Origin of the sequence: Micromonospora sp. BQ11 (genome assembly GCF_052068135.1) — a bacterium.
Classification (GTDB): domain Bacteria; phylum Actinomycetota; class Actinomycetes; order Mycobacteriales; family Micromonosporaceae; genus Micromonospora.
The window spans coordinates 384024-409923 of record NZ_JBQHDB010000001.1; the positions used below are offsets into that span (position 1 = coordinate 384024).

Genomic DNA, 25900 nt, shown 5'->3' on the forward strand with positions numbered 1-25900 from the left:
GCTTCGTCGATGCCCTGGTTGAGAAGCAAGTGAGCGCAGTCCAGGACCGCGACTTCGTCTCCTGCGGGTGTGGAGGCAATCTGCCGGAGGCCTCCGCGCCGGGTCCTCATACCAATGGGTGGCCGTACTCGCTTGCCAACGATGCGAGGTCCGGCTCGCCGAACTGCTCCACCATCGCGTCGAAGAGCACGACCTTGTCCGCGCCGAACCGGCCCACACCGGACCGGTACGAGGCGGCCGTCACGAACCTAGGCGGACTCGACTTGCTGTGGAACTTGTCGGCGTACATGACCAGGCGTTCCTCCTCCGTCTCGGCCAGGTAGTCGTCGACCGGTATCGGAAGTCCCTGCCGCAGCACGTCCTCTCGGCTCAATCCCACCCCCGTGTGGTGGGAGCAGAACCGGCGTACGCGTTCAGGGACGCCCACCTCGCGCAGGAGTTCGTGACCCAGGACGCCGTGCCTGATGTAGCTCCCGTGGTCCAGGACTCCGGACGCGTCGTACAGGCGGTAGACACCGATGTCGTGCAGGAGGCAGCCGGCCCGCACCAGGTCGACGTCGAGGGTGTGGTCCCGCCCGGCGAGGAGCTGCTCCGCGATCCTCCACACGATCTGGCAGTGGGTGTGGACGAGGTCGAAGGCGTCCGCGTGGGGAGCCCACTGCTTGTGCAGGTCGTGGATCTGGTCGCCGGTCGGAATCCACGCCGGGGCGTCGACGGTCGGTGACCGGTGTGGCAGTCGGACGACCACAGCTTCCTCCTGTCGGAATCCCATCGCGTGCCAGCACCGTATCGGTGCGGGTCGACGGTACGGCTGACCTGACGGCGAGCTCCGACGGCGGCTTCCGCCGGAGGCCGGGCCAGGCTCCTGAGCGCCGTACGATCGCCCCGTGAGGGAGCCGGACGTGCGGGGCGATGCACCGCGGCTGGTCGTTCCGGGCACCGTCGCGGAGGCGCTCGCCGTGCAGGACCGGCTGCGACCGCTGGTCGACCTGGTGGGGCCGGGACCGGAGGCGCCGGCGACGGTCGCCGGCTTGGACGTCGCGTACGCCGAGGAGGGTGACCGGCTGGCGGCGGCCGTGACCGTCCTCGACGCCCGGACCCTCGCGGTGGTGGATTCGGCGGTCGCGGGGGGTCGGCCGGCGTTCGGGTACGTCCCGGGCCTGTTCGCCTTCCGGGAGCTGCCGGCGCTGCTCGACGCGTTGGAGCGGCTGCGGGTCCGGCCGGAGCTGCTGGTCTGCGACGGCCACGGACTGGCCCATCCGCGCCGGTTCGGGCTGGCCTGTCACCTGGGCGTGGTCACCGGCCTGCCGGCCATCGGGGTGGGCAAGGCGCCGCTGGTGGGCGAGTGGACACCACCGGGGGAGCAGCGGGGTGCGTGGACACCGCTGTCGGACGGCGGTCAGGTCGTCGGTCGGGTGCTGCGGACCCGGGACGGGGTGAAGCCGGTCTTCGTCAGCGTCGGCCACCGCGTGAGCCTGGACAACGCGACGGCACGGGTGCTGGCGCTGACGCCGCGCTTCCGGCTGCCGGAGACCACCCGTACCGCCGACCGGCTCTGCCGGGACGCGCTGGCCGCCGCCGCGCCACGGCCCTGAACGCCGGCGCGCCGCCGTGTCGCACGACGCAGACCAGGCGCGTCGGCCCACGCGTGGTGGGCGCCCGGCCGGGGTAATCCAGGGCACATCCGGGGCGTTCGATGACCAGGGCCTACGAGGCACCGGTAGTAGCCTGACCGGCGGATCCCCGGACCGGGGAGGAAACGGCGAGGTGATCATGTTACGGCGGCACGCGGCGCGACTTGCGGCGATCTGCGCGTTGGTGGCTGGCTCGGTCACCCTCGGCGCGTCGCCGGCACTCGCCGACGACGATTCCGTCCGGGTGCGCGCCGCCGGCAGCTACACCGCCGGCGGTTCCCCCGAGGGCGTGGCGCTGGAGGTCCGTAAGCGCAGCGACGGGTGCGTGCTGCTGCGTACCGCCCTGTCGCTGCGGCTCGACGGCCTCCGCGCCGATCAGGTCACGGTGCAGGTCAACGACGGCGGCCGGTGGTCCCCGGTGCCGCTGTCCGACACCGGCGGCGGCGTCGCCACGGCGGCCACCGCGCCGTCGGACCCCCGCCTGTGCAAGGACAAGAGCGTTACGGTGCGGTACCGGCTGGCCTTCGCGGCGTCCGCTCCCGGCGGCCGGCTGATCGTCGCCGGCGAGGCCGCCGGCGCCCGCGGGCAGCTGCTCGGCCGGGGCAACGACACCTCGCGGGTGGAGGGTGCGGACGCCACCGCCACCCCGACGCCGTCGAAGAAGCCGTCCCCCACCCCGAGCGCGGTCGCCACCGTGCCGGTGACCGTCGACGAGGACACGCCGGTGGCCGCGCTCGCCCAGCCGGCCGGCGATGCCACCCGGAACGTAGCCCAGGAGTCGTCGGGCCCGTCCCCGATCCTGTTCTTCGGCCTGGCCATGGTCGCGGTCGGGCTCGTCCTCATCGTGCTGCTCGTGCGTCGCTTCCGGGAGGACCGGGCGCAGACCAAGGGCCGCAGGTCCGGCGGCACCTTCGGCGCGGGGCGAGGACCGGCCGGCCCGGTCCAGCCCGGGGTGTACGGGCAGCAGCAGCCGCCCGCCCAGCCGGGGGTCTACGGGGCCCGCCCCACCGGCGGCGTCTACGGTGCCCGCCCGGCCGCCCCGGCCGAAGCCACGCAGGTGATGCCCCGCCCCGGTGCCGGCACGCCGTCGCCCACCACCTACGGCACCCCGCCGGCCGCGCCCACCTCGGCGCCACCCGTACCCGGCCGGTACGGAACGCCCGTGTCCGCTCCGCCCGCCTCGGGCCGACCGCCGGTGCCGGGGCAGTACGGCGCCCCGGTCTCGTCCCCGCCGGCCACCGACCAGCCGCCGGCCGACCCGGGTGCGGGACCGTCCCCGTCGGAGCCGCCGGCCTCGACCGGCGACGGCGACCACACGGTGTTCATGCCCAGGCTGCCCGGCTGAGCCGGGCACCCCGGTCCCCCTCCGATACGCTCGGGGCGTTGACGACCTGCGGCGCAAGGAGCGAGACCGGTGTCTGATCTGTCCCAGATCGTGAAGGCCTACGACGTCCGTGGGACGGTGCCGGACCAGTGGGACGAGCGGGTGGCCGAGGCGCTCGGGGTCGCGTTCACGCAGGTGCTGAACGACTCCGGTGAGCCGGGCGAGGCGGTGCTGATCGCGCACGACATGCGCGCCAGCGGCCCCGGGCTCGCCGCGGCCTTCGCCGCCGGTGTCCGGGGCGAGGGCCGTACGGTCATCGAGCTGGGCCTGGCCTCGACCGACATGCTCTACTACGCCTCCGGGTCGCTCGGGCTGCCCGGCGCGATGTTCACCGCCAGCCACAACCCGGCGCAGTACAACGGCATCAAGATGTGCCGCTCCGGCGCGCGTCCGGTCGGGCAGGACAGCGGGCTGGCCGAGATCCGTGACCGGGCCCAGGCACTGCTGGACTCGGGAGAGATCAAGGCGGCCGGGAAGCCGGCCGCCCCGGCCGAGCAGCGCGACCTGCGCGCCGACTACGCGGGTTACCTGCGCAAGCTGGTCGACCTCTCCGGCATCCGGCCGCTGAAGGTGGTGGTCGACGCCGGCAACGGCATGGGTGGTTGGACCGTGCCGACGGTGCTGGGTGACGCCGCCCTGCCGGCGCTGCCGCTGCAGATCGTGCCGCTCTACTTCGAGCTGGACGGCACCTTCCCCAACCACGAGGCCAACCCGCTGGACCCGAAGAACCTGGTCGACCTCCAGCGTGCGGTGGTGGAGCACGGTGCCGACATCGGGCTCGCCTTCGACGGCGACGCCGACCGGTGCTTCGTAGTGGACGAGCGCGGCGAGCCGGTGTCACCGTCGGCGATCACCGCCCTGGTGGCGGCCCGCGAGCTGGCGAAGCACCCGGGCTCCACGGTGATCCACGGCCTGATCACGTCCCGCGCGGTGCCGGAGATCATCCGGGAGCAGGGCGGCAACCCGGTGGTGGCCCGCGTCGGGCACTCCTTCATCAAGGCCGAGATGGCCCGGACCAACGCCATCTTCGGGGGCGAGCACTCCGCGCACTACTACTTCCGGGACTTCTGGTTCGCCGACACCGGGATGCTCGCCGCCATGCACACCCTGGCCGCGCTGGGCGAGCAGTCGCTGCCGCTGTCGGTGCTGGCCGGCGAGTACGAGCGGTACGTCGCCTCCGGCGAGATCAACTCCACGGTGGCCGACCAGGCCGCGAAGGTGGCCGAGGTGCGGGCGGCGTACCCGGACGCGGAGGTCGACGAGATGGACGGACTCACGCTGCGTTTCCCGGACGGCGCGTGGCTCAACCTCCGCGCCTCCAACACGGAGCCGTTGCTGCGACTCAACGTCGAGGCGCCGACCCGAGCACGGATGATCTCCCTCCGCGACGAGGTGATCGGCCGCGTTCGCCGATAAGATCCCTGCGCCCGGTCGGCACCGCCGACCGGTGACACCGCACACGTGGAAGGAGCCGCGCCGTGGCCCTGGACCCGCAGTTGCTGGAGATCCTCGCCTGCCCGGACACGCACCATGCCCCGCTGGACTACGACGCACAGGCGCAGACGCTGACCTGCACCGAGTGCGGCCGGGTCTTCGAGGTGCGTGACGACGTCCCGGTGCTGCTCCTGGACGAGGCGCGTCCGGGCCGGGCGGAGCGGTCGTGATCGACGGTACGGCCGGTGTGAGCGGTCGCCGCGACCCCGACGAGGCCCTGCTCAACAACCCGGACGCGCTCGCCGAGCACGACCCGGGCGGGATGCTGCGCCACACCGCCTCGGGCGGCGCGCAGGTCCGCGAGTCGGCGTCCCTGGCCGCCGAGGCGAACCTGGCGGTGCTGGCCGACGAGGGCCGGCCCCGTGCGGTCGTCATCGCCGGCATCGGCACCGCCGGCCGGACCGGTGACGTGCTGGCCACGGTGGCCGGTCCGCGCTGCCCGGTGCCGGTCATCCCGCACCGCAGCGCCGGCGTTCCCGGCTGGGTGGGTGCCGCCGACGTGGTCATCGCCGTCAGCGCCTCCGGTCGTAGCCCGGAGGCGCTGGGCGCCGCCGAGGCCGCGCACCGCCGGGGCGCCCGGCTGGTCGCCGTCGGCGCACCGGATTCCCAGTTGCAGTCGGTGGCCGAGCGGGCCCGCGCGCCGTTCATCCCGGTGCCCCGGCGGGCACCGGCCCGGGCCAGCCTGTGGGCGCTCACCGTGCCGGTTCTGCTCGCCGCCCGTACGCTCGGCCTCGTGAAGGTCAACGAGGCGGATCTGGCGGAGACGGCGGCGCGTCTCGACGCGGAAGCCGACCGCTGCCGCCCGACGGCGGAGTCCTTCGTCAACCCGGCGAAGTCGCTCGCGCTCGGCCTGGCCGGATCGGTCCCGATCGTCTGGGGATCGTCCCCGCTGGCCACCGTCGCGGCCCGGCGCTTCGGCGACACCCTGTCGGCAAACGCCCGCTACCCGGTGGTCTCCGGTGCGCTCGGCGAGGCCGGCCGGGGTCGTGTCGGTCTGCTCGACGGCGTCTTCGGTGGCCTGGTCGAGGGGGAGCGGGACATCTTCGCCGACCCCGACGAGGAGGCCCCGAGCGGCACCCGGCTGCGGCTGGTGCTGCTGCGCGACGGCGGTCTGAACGCCGAGGACGACAGCGACGAGCCGCTGGCCGTCGAGGAACGTCGCGCGGACGCGGTGCAGACCCTGGCCGAGCGGCGGGGGGTGCGCTGCGACGTGGTGACCGCCGAGGGCGGTTCCGCGCTGGAGCGGCTCGCCTCGCTGATCGCCGTCCCGGACTTCGCGTCGGTCTACCTGGCCCTCGCACACGGTCTGGACCCGATGGCCGTTCCGGCCATCACGGAAATGAAGGAGCTGGCAAACCAGTGAGTGCTAACGGCGGGACCAAGGCGATCATCGCCGCCCTGCTGGCCAACGTCGGCATCGCGATCACCAAGTTCATCGCGTTCCTGCTGACGGGTCTCTCGTCGATGCTGGCCGAGTCGATCCACTCGGTCGCCGACGCCAGCAATCAGGCGCTGCTGCTGCTGGGCGGGAAGCGGGCGAAGCGGGAGGCCACCCCCCAGCACCCGTTCGGCTATGGCCGGGAGCGCTACATCTACGCGTTCATCGTGGCCATCGTGCTGTTCAGCGTTGGTGGCCTGTTCGCCCTCTATGAGGCATACCACAAGTGGTCCCACCCGGAGACGCCGGACAAGTGGCAGTGGGTCCCGGTCGTCGTGCTGGTGGTCGCGATCGTGCTGGAGTCCCTCTCGTTTCGCACCGCGATCGTGGAGTCGAACCGTGTACGGGGCAACCAGTCCTGGGTGAAGTTCGTCCGTCGGGCCAAGGCGCCGGAGCTTCCGGTCGTGCTGCTGGAGGACCTGGGCGCGCTGCTCGGCTTGATCTTCGCGCTGCTAGGCGTGAGCATGACGTTGCTGACCGACAACTCTCGGTGGGACGCGTTCGGCACGGCCATGATCGGTGTCCTGCTGGTCGTCATCGCGATCATCCTCGCCATCGAGACCAAGAGCCTGCTGCTGGGTGAGGGCGCCGAGGCGCACGACGTGGCGGCGATCGAGAAGGCCGTCACGGACGGCCCGCAGGTCGAGCGGATCATCCACATGAAGACGCTCTACCTCGGTCCCGAGGAGCTGATGGTGGCGGCGAAGATCGGCGTGCCGGCGTGTGAGAGCGCCGAGGAGCTGGCCCGGGGCATCAACGCCGTCGAGGCCCGGATCCGGGCCGCCGTGCCCGCGGCCCGGGTCATCTACCTGGAGCCGGACATCTACAGCGCCGCCGCCGAGCGCACCGGCACCGCCACGACCACCGCGGTGCCGGAGTCCGAGCCGGGCGAGGTGGCGGGGCGGCACGGGAGCTGATTCGTGGAACCGCTGTACGGACCGGTTCGGAACTACGCCTGGGGGTCCCGCTCGGCCATCGCCGAGTTGCAGGGCCGCCCGGTGCCGAGTGACGAGCCGGAGGCCGAGCTGTGGCTGGGCGCCCACCCGGGCGCCCCGGCCACGGTCGACCGCGACGGCGGCCGGGTGGCGCTGACGGACCTGCTGCTCGCCGAGCCGGGGCACTGGCTCGGCGAGCAGGTGGTCGGCCGTTTCGGTATCCGGCTGCCGTTCCTGCTCAAGGTGCTCGCCGCGGACGCGCCGCTGAGTCTCCAGGCCCATCCGGATCCGGAGCAGGCCCGCGCCGGGCACGCCGCGGACGCGGACCGGCCGCATGCCGAACGCAACTACGTCGACCCGCACCACAAGCCGGAACTGCTCGTTGCGCTGTCGCCGATGGAGGCGCTCTGCGGTTTCCGGACCCCGGAGGAGGCGGCGGCGGTGCTCGCCGCGTTCGGCGTACCGGCGTTGGAGCCGGTGGTGGCCGCGCTGCGGACGGGTACGGCGGGCCTGCGTGACGCCGTACGCGCGCTGCTGACCTGGCCCGCCGAGGAGCGGGACGGGCTGGTGAAGGCCGTGGCGTCCGCGCCGGTCGCCGGTCCGGACGCCGCGCTGGCCGCGCAGCTGGCGGCCGCCTACCCCGCCGACCCGGGCGTGCTGGTGGCGTTGCTGCTCAACCGGGTACGCCTGGTGCGGGGCGAGGCGATCTGGATGCCCGCCGGGAACCTGCACGCCTACCTGCGCGGGACCGGCGTGGAGATCATGGCGGCCAGCGACAACGTGCTGCGCGGCGGGTTGACCCCGAAGCGGATCGACGTGGACGAGCTGCTGCGGGTGCTGCGCTTCGAGGTGCTCCACGACCCGGTGGTGCGGCCCCGCCCGGTGGCGCCGGGGGTGGTCTGCTGGCCGGTGCCGGTGGACGACTTCGCGTTGCACCGGGTGACGGTGGGCAGCGAGCTGCCCGAGGTGACACTGTCGCCGCCGGGGCCCCGGGTGGTGCTGTGCTGCACCGGCGCGGTCATCGTCGACGACGGGGCTGGCGCGGTGTCGCTGGCGCCCGGGCAGGCCGCGGTCGGCGCTGCCGCCGGGGGGCCGCTGCGCTTCGCCGGCGCCGGTGAGGCGTACGTCGCCACCTGCGGTTCTTCCTGACCGACAGCGGCGCCTTCGGGGGCGCGAGCGGGTACTGACGCGCGCAAGTCCGACTTTCCGGAAATGGCTTGACGCGGCTTCAACGCAGTGTGACTCTATGAGTGCGCAGCGTTGTCGCGACGACGGTCTCGAGAGCGCGCGGGGGAACCAAACCGGGGGGATGCACGGGGCGGCGGCCGATGGACGGAAACTCCGTCCACCACCGACCGCCCCGTGCGCTGTCCACGTACCGGACACCCGTCCGTCGGCGCGCGAGCGTAAGGTAGAGGGTCGCGCTGCACATCGTCCGACAGGAGCTTCCATGACCAGCACCCTCCCGGCGTCCGCCAGCGGTACGCCCGAGGTCCGGCCGAGCACCCTCGCCGAGGGCGACTACAAGGTGGCAGATCTGTCGCTCGCCGAGTTCGGCCGCAAGGAGATCCGGCTCGCCGAGCACGAGATGCCCGGCCTGATGGCGATCCGTCGTGAGTTCGCCGACGCTCAGCCCCTCGCCGGTGCGCGGGTCACCGGTTCGCTGCACATGACCATCCAGACCGCCGTGCTGATCGAGACCCTGGTCGCGCTGGGCGCGCAGGTGCGGTGGGCGTCCTGCAACATCTTCTCCACCCAGGACCACGCCGCCGCCGCGGTCGTCGTCGGCCCTGACGGCACCGCCGACGCCCCGGCCGGTGTGCCGGTGTACGCGTGGAAGGGCGAGAGCCTCGAGGAGTACTGGTGGTGCACCGAGCGGGTGCTCGACTGGCCCGACGGGCAGGGCCCGAACATGATCCTCGACGACGGCGGTGACGCCACCCTGCTCGTGCACAAGGGTGTCGAGTTCGAGAAGTCCGGTGTCGTGCCGCCGGTGGAGTCCGCCGACTCCGAGGAGTACGCGGTCATCCTGGGTGTGCTGCACCGCTCGCTGGCCGAGGACGGCCAGCGCTGGACGCGGATCGCCTCGACCATCAAGGGCGTGACCGAGGAGACCACCACCGGCGTGCACCGGCTCTACGAGATGCACCGCGGCGGCACCCTGCTGTTCCCGGCGATCAACGTCAACGACTCGGTGACGAAGAGCAAGTTCGACAACAAGTACGGCTGCCGCCACTCGTTGATCGACGGCATCAACCGGGCTACCGACGTGCTGATCGGCGGCAAGATGGCCGTCGTGCTCGGCTACGGCGACGTGGGCAAGGGCTGCGCGGAGTCGCTGCGCGGTCAGGGCGCCCGGGTCGTGGTGACCGAGGTCGACCCGATCTGCGCGCTCCAGGCGGCGATGGACGGCTACCAGGTCGCCACCCTGGAGGACGTGGTCGAGACCGCCGACATCTTCATCACCGCGACCGGCTGCTTCGACGTCATCACCAACGAGCACATGGCGCGGATGAAGCACCAGGCCATCGTGGGCAACATCGGCCACTTCGACAACGAGATCGACATGGCCGGCCTGGCCAAGCGCGCCGACGTGACGCGGGAGAACATCAAGCCGCAGGTGGACCTGTGGAAGTTCGACGACGGCCACGCGATCATCGTGCTGAGCGAGGGCCGCCTGCTGAACCTGGGCAACGCCACCGGCCACCCGAGCTTCGTGATGTCGAACTCCTTCGCCAACCAGACGATCGCCCAGATCGAGCTGTACACCAAGACCGACGAGTACCCGGTCGGCGTGTACGTGCTGCCCAAGGCTCTGGACGAGAAGGTCGCCCGCCTGCACCTGGACGCCCTCGGCGCCAAGCTGACCGAGCTGACCAAGGAGCAGGCCGCCTACCTCGGCGTCGCCGTGGAGGGTCCGTTCAAGCCGGAGCACTACCGCTACTGATCCCGTACGACGCGAACCGGGCCGCCGCTGGTGACAGCGGCGGCCCGGTGTCGTCCGCGGTGGTGGCGGTGGGTTTCGTCGGACGCTGCCGCCAGCGGGACACGGTCAGGGGGAGCCGGGTCCCCGCCGGGTCGGCCGGATCCAGGTCCAGACGCACCAGGCGAGCCAGGCGAGGGACACCGCCGCGGCGAGCGTCCGCAGCCGCAGCGCGCTGAGCAGCAGCACCACTGCGAGGACGGCCAGCCACGGCCCGAACGCCCTCACGGTCGCCACCGGCGACGTACGAGCCGGCGGACCAGCGGCGGGGCGATCCACGACCACACGCAGAACAGGAACCAGGACAAGCCGACCAGGCCGGCGAGCAGGTCCAGACCGGCCACGTTGAGCGCGACGATGACCGCGACCGCGACGAGCCAGGTGCGGAGCACGCCGAACCGGTGGAGCGGACGCAGCGGCACCAGCAGCGGATGGGCGTGCACCCGGGACTCCCAGGCGGCCTCGGCGTAGGCGGGGTCGGTCGGGTCGTACGCCACCGCCTGGCCGAAGGAGCGCTCGGCGCTGCCCATCCGGCCGCGCAGGGCGGCGGCGTGACCGTGCAGCGCCAGGGCCACCGGGTGCGTCGGCCACGCCGCGAGGAACTCCTCCGCGACCCGCTCCGCCGTCCGGTCGTCCCCCCGGGCGTACGCGAGCTGGAAGCGCGAGGCGAAGACCGAGGGAAGGTCCGGGACGAGCGCCGCCGCGCGGGCGACGAGGCGTTCGGCCTTGTCGGTCTGACCGACGGTGGTGCAGAGGTCGGCGTACTGGCAGAGCAGCCAGGGGCTGTGCGGGGCGCGGGCGAGCGCGTCGAGCAGCGCCCGTTCGGCGTCGGCGTACGCCCCCCGGTGCCGCAGCGCCAGGCCCAGCCGGCCGAGCAGTTCCGCGTCCGGGCCGGCCTCGGCCAGGCCCTGCCGCGTGACGGCGACGACGTCGTCCCACCGGTCCAGGTCGGTCAGCGCGGCGGCCCGCAGCCGGAACGCGGCGACGTCGGTGGACAGCCCGGCGGGGAGGCGGCCCAACTCCTCCAGGGCCTGCTCGGGTCGGTTCACCTCGAGGAGGTGGGCGACGCGGCCGAGCTGATCGTGACCGGTGCTCATGCCGCCATCAGCGCCCCGATCAGGACCGCCTCGGCGAGGCCGCACGCCAGCACGGCGGCGATGCCGGGCACCCACAGCGACGCCGGTTCCCCGCCGCGCAGCTCGTACGCGCGGAACGGCCTCTTCTGCACGGCGGCGACGGCCGCCCAGACCAGACCGCCCGCGAGTGCGCCGATCAGCCGGGCGGGGCGCTGGTTGTCCGCGTCGAAGAACGCGAGGCTGACACCCACCCGCGCGAGCAGGCCGGCCAGCCCGGCGGCGAGCACGGTCAGCAGCGCCGACCGGGGCAGGCCCAGGCGTCGACCGTTGAGCACGCCCAGCACGGTGACCGCGGTGGGGCCACCGAAGACCGCCGGGTATAGCAGGGACGGGACCCGCCACGGCGGGCGGGCGGGCCGGTACGGCGGCGGGGCGATGGTGGGGGTGAAGAGGTCGTCGGCCACGCGCGGTCCTGTCGGGCGGGGGTGGGGGCGTGCCGGATCCTGCCACAGCGGGGTGATGTCGTGGGGATCCGCCGGGACGACCCCTCCGCACCGGAGGCGGACGGTCAGCGCCGCGGGGCGACCTCGGGGCGTACCGGCGGGAGGTCGGGGCGGCCGCGCGGCGCCGGTGGGCCGGCGGGTGTGGCCGGGCGGCGGTGGCGCGCAACGCCGCACCCGGGGATCATGGTGACGTGCGGTCCCGATCGGGCGGACCGTACGCCGGCCGGAGATGTCCCGGACGCCGCCTGCTGTGCGACGGCGGCCAACGGCAGTACCGTGCCGGGTGACGCCGATCCCACGCCAACGGAACGGGGATGGAAAATTAACCCCATGAGAGCCCGGGTACTGGTGGTCGACGACGACCCCGCGCTCGCCGAGATGCTCGGCATCGTCCTGCGCAGCGAGGGCTTCCTGCCCTCGTTCGTCGCCGACGGGGAACGGGCCCTGGCCGCGTTCCGTGAGAACCGGCCGGACATCGTCCTGCTCGACCTCATGCTGCCCGGCATGAGCGGCATCGACGTGGCGCGGTCCATCCGGGCCGAGTCCGGCGTGCCGATCGTCATGCTGACCGCCAAGAGCGACACCGTCGACGTGGTCCTCGGGCTCGAGTCGGGCGCCGACGACTACGTGGTCAAGCCGTTCAAGCCCAAGGAGCTGGTGGCCCGGATGCGGGCCCGGTTGCGCCGGGGCGAGGACGTCGCGCCCGAGATGTTGACCATCGGGCCGCCCGACAACCAGATCAGCATCGACGTGCCGGCGCACACGGTCAGCCGTAACGGCGAGGAGGTGAAGCTGACGCCGCTGGAGTTCGACCTGCTGGTCGCGCTCGCCCGCAAGCCGCGCCAGGTCTTCACCCGGGAGGTGCTGCTCGAGCAGGTCTGGGGCTACCGGCACGCCGCCGACACCCGCCTGGTCAACGTGCACGTGCAGCGGCTCCGCGCCAAGATCGAGCCGGATCCCGAGCGGCCGGAAATCATCCTGACCGTGCGGGGCGTGGGCTACAAGGCGGGTACCGGATAGCCTGGTCTGCACCGTGACCAGCGCCCCGACCCCCACGCCCGAGAACCCCGCCGGCTGGCGACCCGCCGTGCGGGCGCTCCGGCGTGCCCTGGTCGGCCGGGCCCTGGGCCTCGCCGCCGGGCTGCACCTCACCTGGCGGCGGTCGCTCCAGGTGCGGGTGGTGACCATCACGCTGGTCGCCTCCAGCCTGCTGGTCGGGGGCTTCGCGTACCTGATCGCCGACAAGATCACGAGCATCCTGCTGGAGAACGCCGAGATCGACGTGGAGACCCGGCTGAAGGGCGGCGCGGCGTACGCGGCCAAGCAGTTCGGCCTCTACAACCAGCCGCAGGAGGCGCAGCTCCAGAACACGATCGACGGCACGGTCAACTACCTGGCCGGCGGTGATCCGCAGCAGGCGACCGGGGTCGTGGTCGCCCTGACCGCCGACCGTTACCCGAAGGTCATCCAGCCGCGCACCTCGCCGGCCGTGGACGTCCAGCCGTTGATCAGCCGCGAGCTGCGTGACGTGGTGGCCGGCGGAAAGATGGCGAGCCAGATCAGCACCGGCACGGTCGCCGGCAACCGGACGAAGTACCTGGTCTACGGCTCCCCGGTGCCCACCCAGTTCGGTCAGGTGGAGCTCTACTACCTCGTCCCGCTGACCCTGCAGGACGACACCGCGGCCGACGCCCGGGCGACCGTGGTCGCCACCGGGGTGGCCCTGGTGCTGCTCCTCGGCCTGCTCGCCGCGCTGGTCACCCGGCTCGTGGTGACGCCGGTACGGGTGGCCGCGCGAACCGCCCAACGGCTCTCCGCCGGGCTGCTGGACCAGCGGATGGTGGTCAACGGCGAGGACGACCTGGCGCTGCTCGCCGCCTCGTTCAACCAGATGGCGACCAACCTGCAACGACAGATCCTCCGGCTGGAGGAGATGTCCCGCCTGCAACGGCGCTTCACCTCGGACGTCTCGCACGAGCTGCGGACGCCCCTGACCACCGTCCGGATGGCCGCCGACCTGATCTTCGCCGAGCGGGACGAGTTCGATCCGGCGGTCGCCCGCAGCGCCGAGCTGCTCCAGGCCGAGCTGGACCGGTTCGAGGAGTTGCTGACCGACCTGCTGGAGATCAGCCGGTTCGACGCCGGCTTCGCCATGCTGGACGCGGAGCCGACCGACCTGGTGCCGGTCGTGCACCGGGTGGCCGACCGGCTCGCCGGCCTCGCCGAGCGGGTCGGGGTGGCCATCGAGCTGGAGGTGCCGACCGCCCCGGTGATCGCCGAGGTGGATCCGCGCCGGGTCGAGCGGGTGCTGCGCAACCTGGTCGGCAACGCGGTGGAGCACGGGGAGGCGAAGCCGGTGCTGATCACCCTGGGCGTGGACGACACGGCGGTGGCGATCACCGTCCGGGACCACGGGGTCGGGCTGAAGCCGGGCGAGGAGAAGCTGGTCTTCAACCGGTTCTGGCGCGCCGACCCGTCGCGGGCGCGGCAGACCGGCGGCACCGGGCTCGGCCTGTCGATCAGCCTGGAGGACGCCCGCCTGCACGGCGGGTGGCTGGAGGCCTGGGGCGCGCCCGGGCAGGGTGCCCAGTTCCGGCTCACCCTGCCGGCCCGGGCCGGGGACCGGCTGACCACCTCGCCACTGCGGCTGGTGCCCGGCGACGCCGCACTGCCCTTCGCGGGTCCCCGCGACGGCGGGCTGCTCGCCATCGGTCCGGGCAGCGGTGGGGTGCTGGCGATCGGCCCGGCACCCGCCGGCGACGGCGGCCGGGCGGAGGTGGGCTCGTGACCCGGCGTTTCCTGGCCGGCCTGATCGGGGGCGTCCTCCTGCTCGGCGGCCTCACCGGCTGCGGCATCCCGGAGCGCACCGAGGTCCGGGTCGAGGGGCCGGGTCCGGCGGCCGAGGGCGGCGCGACCAACGCCGACCGGATCGAGCCACCGCTCCGCACCGCCGCCGACAGCACCGAGGACTTCGTCCGGAACTTCCTCGCCGCGCCGGCCGGCGAGCCCGACCGGGCGTACGAACGGGTGCGGCAGTTCGTCGAGAAGGGCGACCGCTCCCGCCTGCAGGAGAAGCGGGGCAGTGAGGTCGCGCTGACCGTGGTCCGCCTGACGAAGAACCCGGAGATCACCACCAACCTGGAGGACATCGACGTCACCATCACCGTCCAGCAGGTCGGCCGGCTGCGCGCCGACGGTGTGCTCGCCCCGCCGGAGGCGACCGAGACGTCGTACAGGTTCCGCCTGCGCCCGACCCTGGAGTCGGGCGACCAGACCGACTGGTACGTGGCCGACCCACCCACCGTGCTCTTGCTCAGCGTCGACGCGCTGGAGGACCACTACCTTCCACGGCCGGTCTACTTCTGGAGTTCCGACCGCAGCCGCCTGGTCCCCGACCAGCGTTACCTGCCGAGAGCGGTGCCGGAGGACCGGCGGGTCAGCGAGGTGGTCAGGTGGCTCACCGACGGCCCGTCGGAGTGGCTCGACCGGGCGGTCAGCCCGCTGCCCGACCGCACCCAGCTGATCAACAACGCCACCCGGACGGACGACCGGTGGGAGGTCGACCTCGACATGCCCGGGGAGGACCGGACCCGGGTGGACCAGCTCGGCACCCAACTGGCGTGGTCGTTGTCGTGGCTCGACGGCCCACTGGAGCTGAAGATCCGCAACCAGCAGGGCGTCACCATCGACCTGGAGCAACGCCGGCAGGAGCGACCCCTGTACAACGTCGAGGGCACCCCGCAGCGGTTCTGTGTGTACGAGGGCTCGATCCACCCGCTGCTGTACCCGGGTGAGCCGGTCGGGTCGGTGCCGGTGGCGGAGGCGGTCAACACCAGTGTCGTGTCCGCCGCCCTCAACCGGGCCGGCACCGGGGTCCATGCCGCGTTGGTCGTCGCCGGCCCCAACGGTCGCAAGCATCTCTCGGTCGGCCGCGGTTTCCCCCCGGTGTCCGCCTTCGAGCGCAGCGACGGCCCGGGCTGGTCCACGGTGGGTCGCCCGGTCTGGCTGCGCTCGGCGGCGGCCCACGCGCCGGTCGGGCTGTTCGTCGCGGACGGCCGGCTCTACCGGTTCGACGGCCGGGCGCAGCCGAGCGTGGTGTCGCTCAATGTCCCCGGCTCCGTGACCGCGGTGGCCGCGGCCCTGGACGGGCATCGGCTCGCCGTCGTCGTGGGCGGCGTGCTGCACGTCGTGGCGGTCACCCTCGACGGGGGTGTGCTGGCCACCGGCCCCGCCCGGCGGCTGCCCACACTGGTGACCCGGTTGTCGGCGGTCGACTGGTACGACGAGAACCGGCTGATCGTCGCCGGTTCCGCCGCCGGCCGGTGGGCCCTGTACGAGTTGAGCGTGGACGGCGCGCTGGAGGTGGCACTCGAGCAGGACATCGGTGCCCCGGCGACGCACCTGGCGGCCTACCCGGCCAACCCGCGTGGGGGGCAGTTCGGGCTGGCCATGTTCGTCGCGAACGAGGTGGCGTTCCGACCCGGGCGGCCTCCCGAGCGCATCCAGCGGGAGCAGGTCGAGGACGTCACCGCGCCGCCGAACGGCGTGCGTCCGGGCAATCCGACCGCCCCCTTCTTCCTGTACTGAGCCTGTGCGGAACCTCGGCGGGCTCTGGGCGGACCTCACCGACCTGGTGTTGCCGGTGGAGTGCGCCGGCTGCCGGGAACGCCGGCCGGGCCTGCGCCACGGGGTGTGCCCGGCCTGCGTCGCCACGGTCCACGACCTGCGCCCGCGGCCGGTGCGCCCGACCCCGGCCCCACCCGGCCTGCCGCCCTGCGTGGCCCTCGGCCCGTACGCCGGCCCGCTGCGCGAGATGCTGCTCGCGTACAAGGACCACGGTCGCCACGGTCTGGCCCGGCCGCTCGGCGCGCTGCTCGCCGAGGTCGTCGCGGCGGCGGTCGGTCCGGTGCGGCCGGTCCTGCTGGTGCCGGTTCCGGACACCGCGGCGGCAGCCCGGTCGCGTTACGGCGACCACCTGGACCGGCTGGCCCGACACTGCGCGGACCGTCTGCGCGCGGCGGGCTGGGCGGCGCGTGTGGTCCGGCCGCTCGTTGCCCGGCCCCGGGCGGACTCGGTGACGCTGGACAGCGCGGGCCGGGCCGCCGCGGCGGAGGAAGCGTTCCGGGCGCGGTCCCGATCGGCGCCGGTTGCCGGCGCGGCCGCGGTGGTGGTCGTCGACGACATCGTCACCACCGGCTCCACCCTCGCGGCGGTCGCGACCGCGCTGGCCGCGACCGGCCTGTCACCCACGGTGGCGGCGGTGCTCGCGGCGACCGAGAAGCGCCGTCTTCCGTAACCGTTCGTGTTTCCGTTTCACCCGTTGGTGTATGAGCTGTGAAAATTCCCGGACCGTTCCCACAACCGGGGGTGACTGTCGGACGAACAGGAGTTAGCGTTTTGCTGTCGGGGGTAGGAGGTCTTTCCCAGCCGCCCCCGGCGCTGGAAGGAGGCGTAGCCGTACTCGACCGGTCGACGCCGACCAGGACCCCTCCTGCAAGGGCGAACGACCGGGACGCCGGATCGAACGACCACCGAACGAGGAGGTCACGTGGACATCGTGGTCAAGGGCCGTAACGTCGAAGTGCCGGACCATTACCGAGTGCATGTCGCGGAGAAACTCGCGAAGATCGAACGCTACGACCACAAACTCATCCGAGTCGACGTCGAGCTGTTTCACGAACGGAATCCGCGCCAGGCGGACCACTGCCAGCGGGTCGAGATCACCTGTGTCTCCCGTGGCCCGGTGATTCGCGCCGAGGCCTGCACGAGCGACTTCTACAGCGCGCTCGACGCGGCCATCGCGAAGCTCGACACCCGCCTGCGCCGTGCGGCCGACCGCCGCCGGGTCCATCGCGGCCGGCACGCGCCGCTCTCCGTCGCCGCCGCCACCGCCGGCCTGCCCGTGGCCGACCTTCCCCCGCTCGCCAGGTCCACCGACGGCGCGTCCGCCGGTGCGGCCACCGCCGTCGCGGAGCGGGTCGAGGAGGAGTACGACGACCAGCCGTGGCACATCGCGCGGGAGAAGGTGCACCCCGGCGAGCCGATGACGGTCGACGACGCGCTGTTCGAGATGGAACTCGTGGGCCACGACTTCTACCTGTTCCACGACAAGGAGTCGGGACGGCCGAGCGTCGTCTACCGGCGCCACGCCTACGACTACGGCATCATCTCGCTCGCGATCTGACCCGGCCGACCGTGGTGGCGGCGCTCGCCGCCACCACGGTCGTTCCCCGCGTCACGGGTCGGCCCGGAACTCCTCGGCGAGCAGGCCGAAGACCAAGTCGTCGACCCGGTGCCCGTTTAGGCCGGGCAGCCGGCCGCGCAACAGCCCCTCCCGGCGGAAGCCGACGTTCTCCAGCACCCGGTGCGAGGCGGTGTTGGTGGGCAGGGTGCCGGCGACCAGCCGGGCCATCCCCACCGGCCCGAACGCCCACCCGGCGAGCAGGCGGACCGCGCGCGTGGCGTACCCGCGACCACGCCAGGGCGGGAGCAGGGCGTAGCCGACCATGCCCTCGCCGAACGCCGGCTCGGTGACCGACAGGCCGCAACTGCCCGCCGGCTCGCCGGTGGCCGCGTCGACGATCATCAGGCGGGCGATCGTGTCGGTCAGCCACGCGCTGCCCGCCAGCGCACAGCGCCGCGCGACCGCCTCCCGCGTCGGCGGCACCGGGTGCGGCTGGTTCGCCACCACCTCGGGACGGGTGTGCAGCCGGAACATCAGATCCGCGTCCTCCGGGACCAGCGGGCGCAGGGCCACCACGCTGTCGGTGAGCCGGCCGTCGGGCAGGTCGGGAAGCGTACGCGGCGCCGGGCCGGGCGGGTCGTCGGCGAGGCGGACCCAGGCGATCAGATCGGTCCGGCTGCCGTCTCGGGTCGGACCGGCCGCCCGGCGTACGCCCTCGTGGCGGAAGCCGGCGGCGAGCGCCACCCGCTGGCTGGCGACGTTCTCCGGGTGGGTGAACAGTTCCAGCCGTTCGCTGCCGGTGGCGAAGGCACGCTCCGCGAGCGCGCGGGTGGCCGCGGTGGCCACGCCCCGGCCCCGCGCCCAGGGCGCGACCCAGTAGCCGATCTCGGCCTGGGCCCGGAAGGCCACGAGCCGGCCCAGCCCCACGCCGCCGAGCAGCCGGTCGGTGGCCGGGTCGGCGATCACGTAGGCGGCACCGCCCGCGGCCCACTCGGCCGGCGCCACCTCGCTGATCCAGCGGCGCGCCTCCGCCTCGGTGTACGGCGACGGCAGGCCGGGCAGGAATCGCTGGGTCAGCGGGTCGTCGCAGCCGGCGGCGGTGTCGGCGGCGTCCTCGGCGCGGTACGGCCGCAGCCGTACGCCGTGTGCCTCGACGATCTCCGGGGTCATGCCAGGTCCTCCGCGAGCAGCCCGCCGACCCAGGCGTCGACCCGGGCGCCGCGGTGGGTGAGTGCTCCCCGGGCGGTGCCCTCGACGGTGAAGCCGGCCTTCTCGGCGGCCCGCCGGGAGGCGGTGTTGCCGACGTTGGCCCGCCACTCGATCCGGGCCAGGCCCAGCGCGGCGAAGCCCCAGGTGCCCAGCGTGATCAGTGCGGCCGGCAGGTACCCCCGGCCGCGTGCCCACGGCGCGGTCATGAAGCCCACGTCGGCGTGCAGCGGGTCGGTGGGGTGCAGCCGCAGGTCGACCGAGCCCGCGTACCGGTCGTCCGGGTCGGCTACCACGAAGCACGCACTGGTACCGGCGGCCCAGGTGCCCTGGACGAAGGTCAGGAACGACTCGGCGTCGGCCCGGACGTACGGGTCCGGCACGGTCGTCCAGCGGATGGTCTCCGGGTCCCGGCAGGTGGCGACGATCGCGTCCAGGTCCCGCTCCTCCATCGGGCGTAGCCGCAGTTCGCCGGCCGCGGTGGCGGCGAAGAGGGTGGGCTGCGGGCGGCCGAGGATCGCGGCCCGGTGGGCGTCCAGCGTGCCCGGCCCGGCCGGTCCGACCTCGCCCGGGCCGGGGACCTCGCCGGGGAGCAGCGAACCGATCCAGCCGTCCCGGTCGCCGTCGGGAAGGCGGAGCCGTCCCTCGACGCGGAAGCCGGTACGCAGGGCGACGAGGCGCGACGCGTGGTTGCCGACCTCGGCCCGCCAGATGAGCCGGCGCAGCGTGAGCGTGTCGAACGCCCAGCGGGCGACCGCCCGGGCGGCCCGGACGGTGACGTTCCGGCCCCGTGCCCACGGCGCCGTCCAGTATCCGATCTCACCGCTGCCGGTGTCCGCGTCGATCGTGATCAGGCCGCAGGAGCCGAGCAGGTCGCCGGTGGCCGGGTCGCAGACGGCGAACGGCGCTCCGGTGCCCCGCGCCCACGCCTGGCCGGAGAGGTCCGTGACGTAGCCGTGGGCGTGTTCCGGCAGGTACGGGCGCGGTACCCTGGTCCATCGCTGGATGTCCGGGTCCTGGCAGGCGCGATGGACGGCGTCGGCGTCGGCCGCCCGCCACGGCCGCAGCAGTACGCCGTCCTCGATGATCTCGGCAGGCTCCATCCGTGCATGGTGCCGGATCGTTCGCCGACGGCGTAACGGGATATGCGCCTGGTCGGCGGGCGGAACGAGCTTTATGTCGGGTTGACCGGCTCCGACCGCCGCCACCAGTGACCATCGCGCCGCTGGAGCGCCTACGATGGTTCGAGACTGTCTAGGGGAGCGTTGATCCGTGTCGATTCTGGAAAAGGTCCTTCGCGCCGGCGAGGGCCGCATGGTGCGCCGGCTGAAGGCGATCGCCGCCGCCGTCAACTCGATCGAGGACGACTACGTCAACCTCACCGACGCCGAGCTTGCCGGCATGACCGCGCAGTTCAAGGAGCGGCTCGCCGACGGTGAGACCCTCGACGACCTGCTGCCGGAGGCGTTCGCGGTGTGTCGGGAGGCGGCCGCCCGGGTGCTCGGCCAGCGTCCGTACGACGTCCAGGTGATGGGCGGCGCGGCGCTGCACTTCGGCAACATCGCCGAGATGAAGACCGGTGAGGGCAAGACCCTGACCTCGGTCATGCCGGTCTACCTGAACGCGCTCTCCGGCGAGGGCGTGCACGTGATCACGGTCAACGACTACCTGGCCCAGCGTGACGCCGCCTGGATGGGCCGGGTGCACGAGTTCCTCGGCCTCACCGTCGGTGTGGTGCTGCCCAACCGGCCGTCGGCCGAGCACCGGGCCGCGTACGAGTGCGACATCACCTACGGCACCAACAACGAGTTCGGCTTCGACTACCTGCGCGACAACATGGCGTGGTCGAAGGAGGAGCTGGTCCAGCGCGGCCACAACTTCGCGGTCGTCGACGAGGTCGACTCGATCCTCATCGACGAGGCCCGCACCCCGCTGATCATCTCCGGCCCGGCCGAGCACTCCGCCCGCTGGTACGGCGAGTTCGCCGGCGTGGTCGCCCGTCTCCAGGCCGGCAAGGACGGCGAGGGCGACTACGAGGTCGACTACTCGAAGCGCACCATCGCGGTCACCGAGCGCGGTGTGGCGAAGGTCGAGGACCGGCTGGGCATCGACAACCTCTACGAGTCGGTGAACACCCCGCTGGTCGGGTACCTCAACAACGCGATCAAGGCCAAGGAGCTCTACAAGCGCGACAAGGACTACATCGTCAGCGAGGGCGAGGTCCTGATCGTCGACGAGTTCACCGGTCGCATCCTGCACGGCCGCCGCTACAACGAGGGCATGCACCAGGCGATCGAGGCCAAGGAGGGGGTGGAGATCAAGCAGGAGAACCAGACCCTCGCCACGATCACCCTCCAGAACTACTTCCGCCTCTACGAGAAGCTTTCCGGCATGACCGGTACCGCCCAGACCGAGGCGGGCGAGTTCAACAAGGTCTACAAGGTCGGCGTCGTGACCATTCCGACCCACCGTCCGATGGTCCGCCAGGACCGCCCGGACGTGATCTACAAGACCGAGAAGGCCAAGTTCAACGCGGTCGTCGAGGACATCGCCGAGCGGCACACGGCGGGCCAGCCGGTGCTCGTCGGCACCGTCTCGGTGGAGAACTCGGAGATCCTCTCCCAGTTGCTGCGCCGGCGGGGCATCCCGCACGCGGTCCTGAACGCGAAGTTCCACGCGCGTGAGGCCGAGATCGTCGCCCAGGCCGGCCGCAAGGGCGCGGTCACCGTCGCCACCAACATGGCCGGCCGTGGCACCGACATCCTCCTCGGCGGCAACCCCGAGTTCCTCGCCGCCAGCGAGCTGCGCCAGCGCGGCCTCGACCCGATCGAGCACGAGGAGGAGTACGCCAAGGCGATGGAGGAGGTCCTGCCCCAGTGGAAGCAGGCCTGCGACGCCGAGGCGGAGGAGGTGGCCGCCGCCGGTGGCCTCTACGTGCTGGGCACCGAGCGGCACGAGTCGCGCCGCATCGACAACCAGCTGCGGGGTCGTTCCGGCCGGCAGGGTGACCCGGGCGAGTCCCGGTTCTACCTCTCGCTGCAGGACGAGCTGATGAAGCGCTTCCGTTCCGGGGCCGTCGAGGCGGTCATGGAGCGCTTCAACATCCCGGAGGACGTGCCCATCGAGTCGAAGATGGTCACCAAGCAGATCAAGAGCGCGCAGGCCCAGATCGAGGGTCAGAACGCCGAGATCCGGAAGAACGTCCTCAAGTACGACGAGGTGATGAACAAGCAGCGCCAGGTGATCTACGCCGAGCGGCTGCGGGTGCTCAACGGCGAGGACCTGTCGGACCAGGTCCGCAACATGATCGACGACGTCGTCGGCGCGTACGTCCAGGGCGCCACCTCGGAGGGGTACGCCGAGGACTGGGACCTGGAGCAGCTCTGGGCCAGCCTCAAGCAGCTCTACCCGGTCGGCATCACCATCGAGGAGATGGAGGAGGAGGCCGGCGGGTCGCGTGGCGGCATCGACGCCGACTTCCTGCTCTCCCGGCTGAGGGAGGACGCGCACGCCGCGTACGACCGGCGTGAGGAGCAGCTCGGCGAGGAGGGCACCCGGCAGCTGGAGCGCATGGTCCTGCTCCAGGTGATCGACCGCAAGTGGCGCGAGCACCTCTACGAGATGGACTACCTGCAGGAGGGCATCAGCCTGCGGGCGTACGCGCAGCGCGACCCGGTGGTCGAGTACCAGCGCGAGGGCTTCGACATGTTCGCCACCATGATGGACGGCATCAAGGAGGAGACGGTCGGCTTCCTCTACAACCTGGACGTGCAGGTCCAGGAGCCGGAGCCGGAGGCCGAGCAGGTCACGCTCCTCGACAAGCCGGTCGAGATCCGGGCCAAGGGCCTCGGCCAGGCGCCGCAGCAGCAGGGCCTGCAGTACTCGGCGCCGGCCGTCGACGGCGAGGCCGGCAGGGGTTCGGTGGTCCGGGAGCGCGCCGACGAGTCGGCTCCCGCGCTCGGTGTGGGCCAGCCGGTCCCGGCCGCTCCGGCGGCGCCGGGTCGCACGGCTCCCGCCGCGCCGCAGCGTCCGGCAGCCGGTCTCCGGGGGCCGGGGATCGCGTCCGACGCGTCCCGTCGCCCGAACCCGGGGCAGGCCGATGCCGGTAACGGTCCGTCCCGCAACGCCCCCTGCCCGTGCGGTTCCGGCCGCAAGTACAAGCGCTGCCACGGTTCCCCCAACGGCGGGGCCTGACGGTTCCGGGGCCCTGCCCCACCGATCACGAACGAGCCGCGGTCCTCTCTGGAAGGGCCGCGGCTCGTCGCTGTTCGCGTGACCGAGGGTCAGAGCACCTGGAGGGCCGTGCAGAGCCACGTGCCGCGGCGGTGTTCCAGGCGCAGGGCCATCGCCCAGGTACGCCCGCCGGCCCCGGCGAGGACCGCGGCGACCTCCACGGCCGCCGGGCGCGGTTCGCAGACCCGCAACCGGCGCAGGCGTGCGACGGGACGGGTGGAGCGCCGACGGGGTGGACCGGATCGGGCGGTGGCCCGCGACAGCTCGGCGAGCAGGTCGGCGGCGCGGGCCGGGTCGAGCAGGGGTCGGAGCTGACCGGGCGGTCGGTACCCGTTGAGCACCTCCAGGCAGGTGCCGACGAAGCGGTGCGCGGCCCGGGTCGCCTCCGGTGTCGCGGTGACCAGCGCACCGGGCGCGAGGGGGCCGGCGGGGCGGCGAGCGGGACCGGCGGGGGTCGGCCCGGGCCGTTGCCGACGGTCCGGTGGTCGATCGGCGCCCCGGCGGGCGGCCTCGAACAGGTCGAGGGTGAGCTGCCCCGGAGCGGGCCAACGGGACACGTCCTCGTCGGCGAAGGGCGGTTCGGACGACGGCGCGGGCCGGAGCCGGATGGCGGGACGGGACGGCCCGGGTCGGCGTGAGTCGGTCATCCGATAACCCTCCCTGATCCTTGCGTTTACTTGAGTTTGTCTTCGACAGCCTCATTTTGTGTCATAGGACAGGCGACGGTCAATGGCTGTGCGAAGGCGTCCCGTTACTCCCCGTCCCGGTCGCTGAGGGGATTGCCGCGGACCCACTCGGCGGTCTCCGCGTACTTCCGTTCGATGTACTCCTCCAAGCGGGCGCGCTCCACGCGCCACTGGCCCCGGCCGCCGATCTTGATCGCGGGAAGTTCCCCGCTGCGCACCATGTGGTAGACCTGCGAGTCCGAGACGTTGAGCTCGGCGGCCACGTCGGCGAGCAGCAGGAACCTCGGCTCCACGGAAACTCCCAGGGTTGACATCGTTTGCTTGAGTTTGCCATCAGGGACCGATGCCGGACAGGGGCCGCGGAAGACCCCCTCAGAGGGACACACCGGGACGGAGCTTCCCCCGGGCAGGCGCGGGGTGTATGACGGTCACGGCGTACGGCATGATCGGCGCCCGGGACCGGCGGCCGCCGGTGCGGGACTGAGCGGGGGAGACGACCGGTGACCGACGAGCGTGTCCGGGTGTACGTACCGGCGACCGTCCCGATGCTGACCCTGCTGCGCGGGGAGGGACTGCCCGTGGCGTCCGCCCATGCGGTCACTCCCGCGCTGCGCGAGTGGTACGCGGAGGGGGACGAGGAGGAACTGGAGTACGTCGCCTTCACACGGGCCGCCCAGGACGCCCTCCAGCTGCTGCGGGCCGATCCGGCCGCGCCCCGCCGTCGGGTCGTGGTGTCGGTGGACCTGCCGGCTCCGGCGGTCGGCCGCGGCGACGGCGAGCTCGGGTCCAGCCTGGTCGAGGTGACCGCGGCCGTGCCGTTGGCGGCGGTCGCGGCCATCCACGTCGACGGCACGGACGCGACCGAGGACGTCGCGGCGGCGGCCGACGTGGTCGTCGAGGCGCTGGCCGGCGACCCCGACGCCCAGTTCACCGTCGACGGCGCCGAGGACCACGAGCTGGAGTGGTACGACGTGACCGAGCTGGAGCTGCTGCTGGACGCCACCTCCTGACGCCCGGGTCGGGCGCGGGGAGCTCAGGCGTCCTCGGTCGGCTCCTCGTCCGGGTGGGCGGGGCCGAGCGTACGGCCGAAGGCGATCATGGCGGTCAGCGCGCCGACGAAGAGCACCCAGATGGCGTTGTCGATGCGGGAGGTCCCCAGCGACGTCTGCGCGACCGCGTCCGCCTCGCTCAGCGCGCTCGCCAGGTCCAGCAGGTCCCGCCCGCCGACGCGCAGGACGACCTCGGCCACCAGCAGGAGCAGGCCCGGCCCGGCCCCGGCGAGCAGGTACGCGGGCCAGCGCAACGCGGGTGCGGCGGCGTCGATCCGGGTGGCCCGGCGGCGGGCCCAGGTCAGGTAGGCGAACGCGAGCAGCCCGGCGACCAGGCCGGCGAGCAGCGACTCGGTGCGGGACACCCACTTGGCCGCGTTGAGCAGCGACTCCTGGGTGTCCCCGGCGCCGAAGAGGTCGAACAGCGGGTCCCGGGCCCGGCTGAACGCCACCACGAACGCCAGGGTCCCGAGTGCGGCGGCCACCACGGCACCGACCACGGGGGCGGTACGCGCACCGGCGACCGCTCCGCCGATGGTCGCGGCGGCGGCGGTGGTGCCGGCGATCACGTTGGTGGTCGCGTTGTCGGCGTAGGTCAGGTTGACCGCGAACGCGGCGGCGAGCGCCACCAGCAGGCCGGTGGCGACGGCGGCGACGAAGCGCAGGGTGGCGCGGTCGATCCCCCGGCGGGCCAACAGGTCCACGCCGAACAGCGCGAACGCGGCCCCGGCGACCAGCGCGGCCGAGATCACACCGGGCAGCGCGAAGGCGGAGAGACTGAGTGCGGTGATCCCGGCGGCGGCGGAGTTGATCGCCTCGCGGGTCGACCAGAGCATCGCGGCCAGCCAGCCGAGAGCCAGCAGCGCGAGCACCGGCGTACCGGGCGCGAGTGTCGTGCCGGCGACCCTGCCCCGGCCGTCCGTCGCCTCCGACCGCTCCGACTCCGCGGCCGCGGAGTCGCCGGGCTGCTTGGTCATCGTCTCCCCTTCGACGGACACCGGCCGGAGCCGGCGGTTCACCGGCCACCCAGGGTACGCGTCCACCCGTTCCACCAGGTGGGGCACCGGCGGTGCCACGGCCGGGAGCGGTCGCCGG

General features: G+C 73.0%; 24 protein-coding genes. 15 read left to right on the forward strand and 9 right to left on the reverse strand.

All coding sequences use genetic code 11. The features are described from left to right. Nucleotides 1-106 precede the first annotated feature (106 nt). A complete protein-coding gene (locus ACTMSW_RS01880; protein WP_441178654.1) occupies nucleotides 107-748 on the reverse strand; it encodes an HD domain-containing protein in 642 nt (213 codons plus the stop codon). 139 nt (nucleotides 749-887) lie between these two features. Here ACTMSW_RS01880 and nfi point away from each other — a divergent pair, with 139 nt between their 5' ends. From nfi to ahcY, 8 genes are all read left to right on the forward strand, one after another. Beyond that, nucleotides 888-1595, forward strand: coding sequence for a deoxyribonuclease V (gene nfi, locus ACTMSW_RS01885; RefSeq protein ID WP_441178655.1), 708 nt, complete (start codon nucleotides 888-890; stop codon nucleotides 1593-1595). A gap of 178 nt (nucleotides 1596-1773) precedes the next feature. Then, complete coding sequence (locus ACTMSW_RS01890) at nucleotides 1774-2979, forward strand: hypothetical protein (protein WP_441179041.1); 1206 nt, start codon at nucleotides 1774-1776, stop codon at nucleotides 2977-2979. Nucleotides 2980-3048: 69 nt separating this feature from the next. Continuing rightward, nucleotides 3049-4434, forward strand: coding sequence for a phosphomannomutase/phosphoglucomutase (locus ACTMSW_RS01895; protein WP_441178656.1), 1386 nt, complete (start codon nucleotides 3049-3051; stop codon nucleotides 4432-4434). 62 nt (nucleotides 4435-4496) lie between these two features. Then, on the forward strand, nucleotides 4497-4682 hold the full coding sequence (locus ACTMSW_RS01900; protein WP_396719656.1) for a Trm112 family protein: 186 nt from the start codon (nucleotides 4497-4499) through the stop codon (nucleotides 4680-4682). Further along, a complete protein-coding gene (locus ACTMSW_RS01905; protein ID WP_441178657.1) occupies nucleotides 4679-5875 on the forward strand; it encodes an SIS domain-containing protein in 1197 nt (398 codons plus the stop codon). The genes ACTMSW_RS01900 and ACTMSW_RS01905 overlap by 4 nt, the downstream gene beginning before the upstream one ends. Beyond that, nucleotides 5872-6867 (forward strand): cation diffusion facilitator family transporter, encoded by a 996-nt coding sequence (locus ACTMSW_RS01910; protein WP_441178658.1) that lies wholly within the window; start codon nucleotides 5872-5874, stop codon nucleotides 6865-6867. Before ACTMSW_RS01905 ends, ACTMSW_RS01910 begins: the two co-directional genes overlap by 4 nt. Nucleotides 6868-6870: 3 nt before the next feature. Next, nucleotides 6871-8034 carry a mannose-6-phosphate isomerase, class I gene (manA, locus tag ACTMSW_RS01915; protein ID WP_441178659.1) on the forward strand — a complete coding sequence of 388 codons (1164 nt, stop codon included), beginning with the start codon at nucleotides 6871-6873 and terminating at the stop codon, nucleotides 8032-8034. A gap of 301 nt (nucleotides 8035-8335) precedes the next feature. After that, nucleotides 8336-9832 carry an adenosylhomocysteinase gene (gene ahcY / locus ACTMSW_RS01920; protein ID WP_441178660.1) on the forward strand — a complete coding sequence of 499 codons (1497 nt, stop codon included), beginning with the start codon at nucleotides 8336-8338 and terminating at the stop codon, nucleotides 9830-9832. A gap of 105 nt (nucleotides 9833-9937) precedes the next feature. Here the strand turns inward: ahcY and ACTMSW_RS01925 are convergent, their stop codons facing one another. From ACTMSW_RS01925 to ACTMSW_RS01935, 3 genes are read right to left on the reverse strand one after another with little or no spacing between them, the layout of a single operon-like run. Beyond that, a complete protein-coding gene (locus ACTMSW_RS01925; RefSeq protein WP_441178661.1) occupies nucleotides 9938-10096 on the reverse strand; it encodes a hypothetical protein in 159 nt (52 codons plus the stop codon). Further along, nucleotides 10093-10965, reverse strand: coding sequence for a tetratricopeptide repeat protein (locus tag ACTMSW_RS01930; protein WP_441178662.1), 873 nt, complete (start codon nucleotides 10963-10965; stop codon nucleotides 10093-10095). The genes ACTMSW_RS01925 and ACTMSW_RS01930 overlap by 4 nt, the downstream gene beginning before the upstream one ends. After that, nucleotides 10962-11408: a hypothetical protein gene (locus ACTMSW_RS01935; RefSeq protein ID WP_441178663.1), complete on the reverse strand. Its 447-nt coding sequence runs from the start codon at nucleotides 11406-11408 to the stop codon at nucleotides 10962-10964. The genes ACTMSW_RS01930 and ACTMSW_RS01935 overlap by 4 nt, the downstream gene beginning before the upstream one ends. A gap of 369 nt (nucleotides 11409-11777) precedes the next feature. On the opposite strand from ACTMSW_RS01935, the gene mtrA reads away from it, so the two are divergent. The 5 genes from mtrA (at nucleotide 11778) to hpf (ending at nucleotide 17631) form a co-directional block, all read left to right on the forward strand. Next, nucleotides 11778-12467 (forward strand): MtrAB system response regulator MtrA, encoded by a 690-nt coding sequence (gene mtrA, locus ACTMSW_RS01940; protein ID WP_441178664.1) that lies wholly within the window; start codon nucleotides 11778-11780, stop codon nucleotides 12465-12467. A 67-nt stretch (nucleotides 12468-12534) separates the two neighbouring features. Further along, nucleotides 12535-14235, forward strand: coding sequence for an MtrAB system histidine kinase MtrB (gene mtrB / locus ACTMSW_RS01945; RefSeq protein WP_441179042.1), 1701 nt, complete (start codon nucleotides 12535-12537; stop codon nucleotides 14233-14235). Next, complete coding sequence (locus ACTMSW_RS01950; protein ID WP_441178665.1) at nucleotides 14232-16034, forward strand: LpqB family beta-propeller domain-containing protein; 1803 nt, start codon at nucleotides 14232-14234, stop codon at nucleotides 16032-16034. Before mtrB ends, ACTMSW_RS01950 begins: the two co-directional genes overlap by 4 nt. Before the next feature lie 4 nt (nucleotides 16035-16038). After that, nucleotides 16039-16743: a ComF family protein gene (locus ACTMSW_RS01955; protein WP_441178666.1), complete on the forward strand. Its 705-nt coding sequence runs from the start codon at nucleotides 16039-16041 to the stop codon at nucleotides 16741-16743. A 252-nt stretch (nucleotides 16744-16995) separates the two neighbouring features. After that, a complete protein-coding gene (gene hpf / locus ACTMSW_RS01960; RefSeq protein ID WP_441178667.1) occupies nucleotides 16996-17631 on the forward strand; it encodes a ribosome hibernation-promoting factor, HPF/YfiA family in 636 nt (211 codons plus the stop codon). A 51-nt stretch (nucleotides 17632-17682) separates the two neighbouring features. Here the strand turns inward: hpf and ACTMSW_RS01965 are convergent, their stop codons facing one another. Both ACTMSW_RS01965 and ACTMSW_RS01970 read right to left on the reverse strand, forming a co-directional pair. Continuing rightward, nucleotides 17683-18801: a GNAT family N-acetyltransferase gene (locus ACTMSW_RS01965; protein WP_441178668.1), complete on the reverse strand. Its 1119-nt coding sequence runs from the start codon at nucleotides 18799-18801 to the stop codon at nucleotides 17683-17685. Next, nucleotides 18798-19940 (reverse strand): GNAT family N-acetyltransferase, encoded by a 1143-nt coding sequence (locus tag ACTMSW_RS01970; protein WP_441178669.1) that lies wholly within the window; start codon nucleotides 19938-19940, stop codon nucleotides 18798-18800. Before ACTMSW_RS01970 ends, ACTMSW_RS01965 begins: the two co-directional genes overlap by 4 nt. 169 nt (nucleotides 19941-20109) lie before the next feature. On the opposite strand from ACTMSW_RS01970, the gene secA reads away from it, so the two are divergent. Further along, nucleotides 20110-23031 (forward strand): preprotein translocase subunit SecA, encoded by a 2922-nt coding sequence (gene secA, locus ACTMSW_RS01975; protein ID WP_441178670.1) that lies wholly within the window; start codon nucleotides 20110-20112, stop codon nucleotides 23029-23031. A gap of 89 nt (nucleotides 23032-23120) precedes the next feature. On the opposite strand, the gene ACTMSW_RS01980 is transcribed toward secA, so the two are convergent. Beyond that, on the reverse strand, nucleotides 23121-23717 hold the full coding sequence (locus ACTMSW_RS01980) for an Rv3235 family protein (RefSeq protein ID WP_441178671.1): 597 nt from the start codon (nucleotides 23715-23717) through the stop codon (nucleotides 23121-23123). Between the two features lie 104 nt (nucleotides 23718-23821). Beyond that, complete coding sequence (locus ACTMSW_RS01985; RefSeq protein ID WP_441178672.1) at nucleotides 23822-24049, reverse strand: helix-turn-helix transcriptional regulator; 228 nt, start codon at nucleotides 24047-24049, stop codon at nucleotides 23822-23824. A 207-nt stretch (nucleotides 24050-24256) separates the two neighbouring features. Here ACTMSW_RS01985 and ACTMSW_RS01990 point away from each other — a divergent pair, with 207 nt between their 5' ends. Next, nucleotides 24257-24766, forward strand: coding sequence for a DUF6912 family protein (locus ACTMSW_RS01990; RefSeq protein ID WP_441178673.1), 510 nt, complete (start codon nucleotides 24257-24259; stop codon nucleotides 24764-24766). Between the two features lie 23 nt (nucleotides 24767-24789). Here ACTMSW_RS01990 and ACTMSW_RS01995 read toward each other — a convergent pair whose 3' ends face one another. Next, nucleotides 24790-25782 (reverse strand): hypothetical protein, encoded by a 993-nt coding sequence (locus ACTMSW_RS01995; RefSeq protein ID WP_441178674.1) that lies wholly within the window; start codon nucleotides 25780-25782, stop codon nucleotides 24790-24792. Nucleotides 25783-25900: the final 118 nt, after the last annotated feature.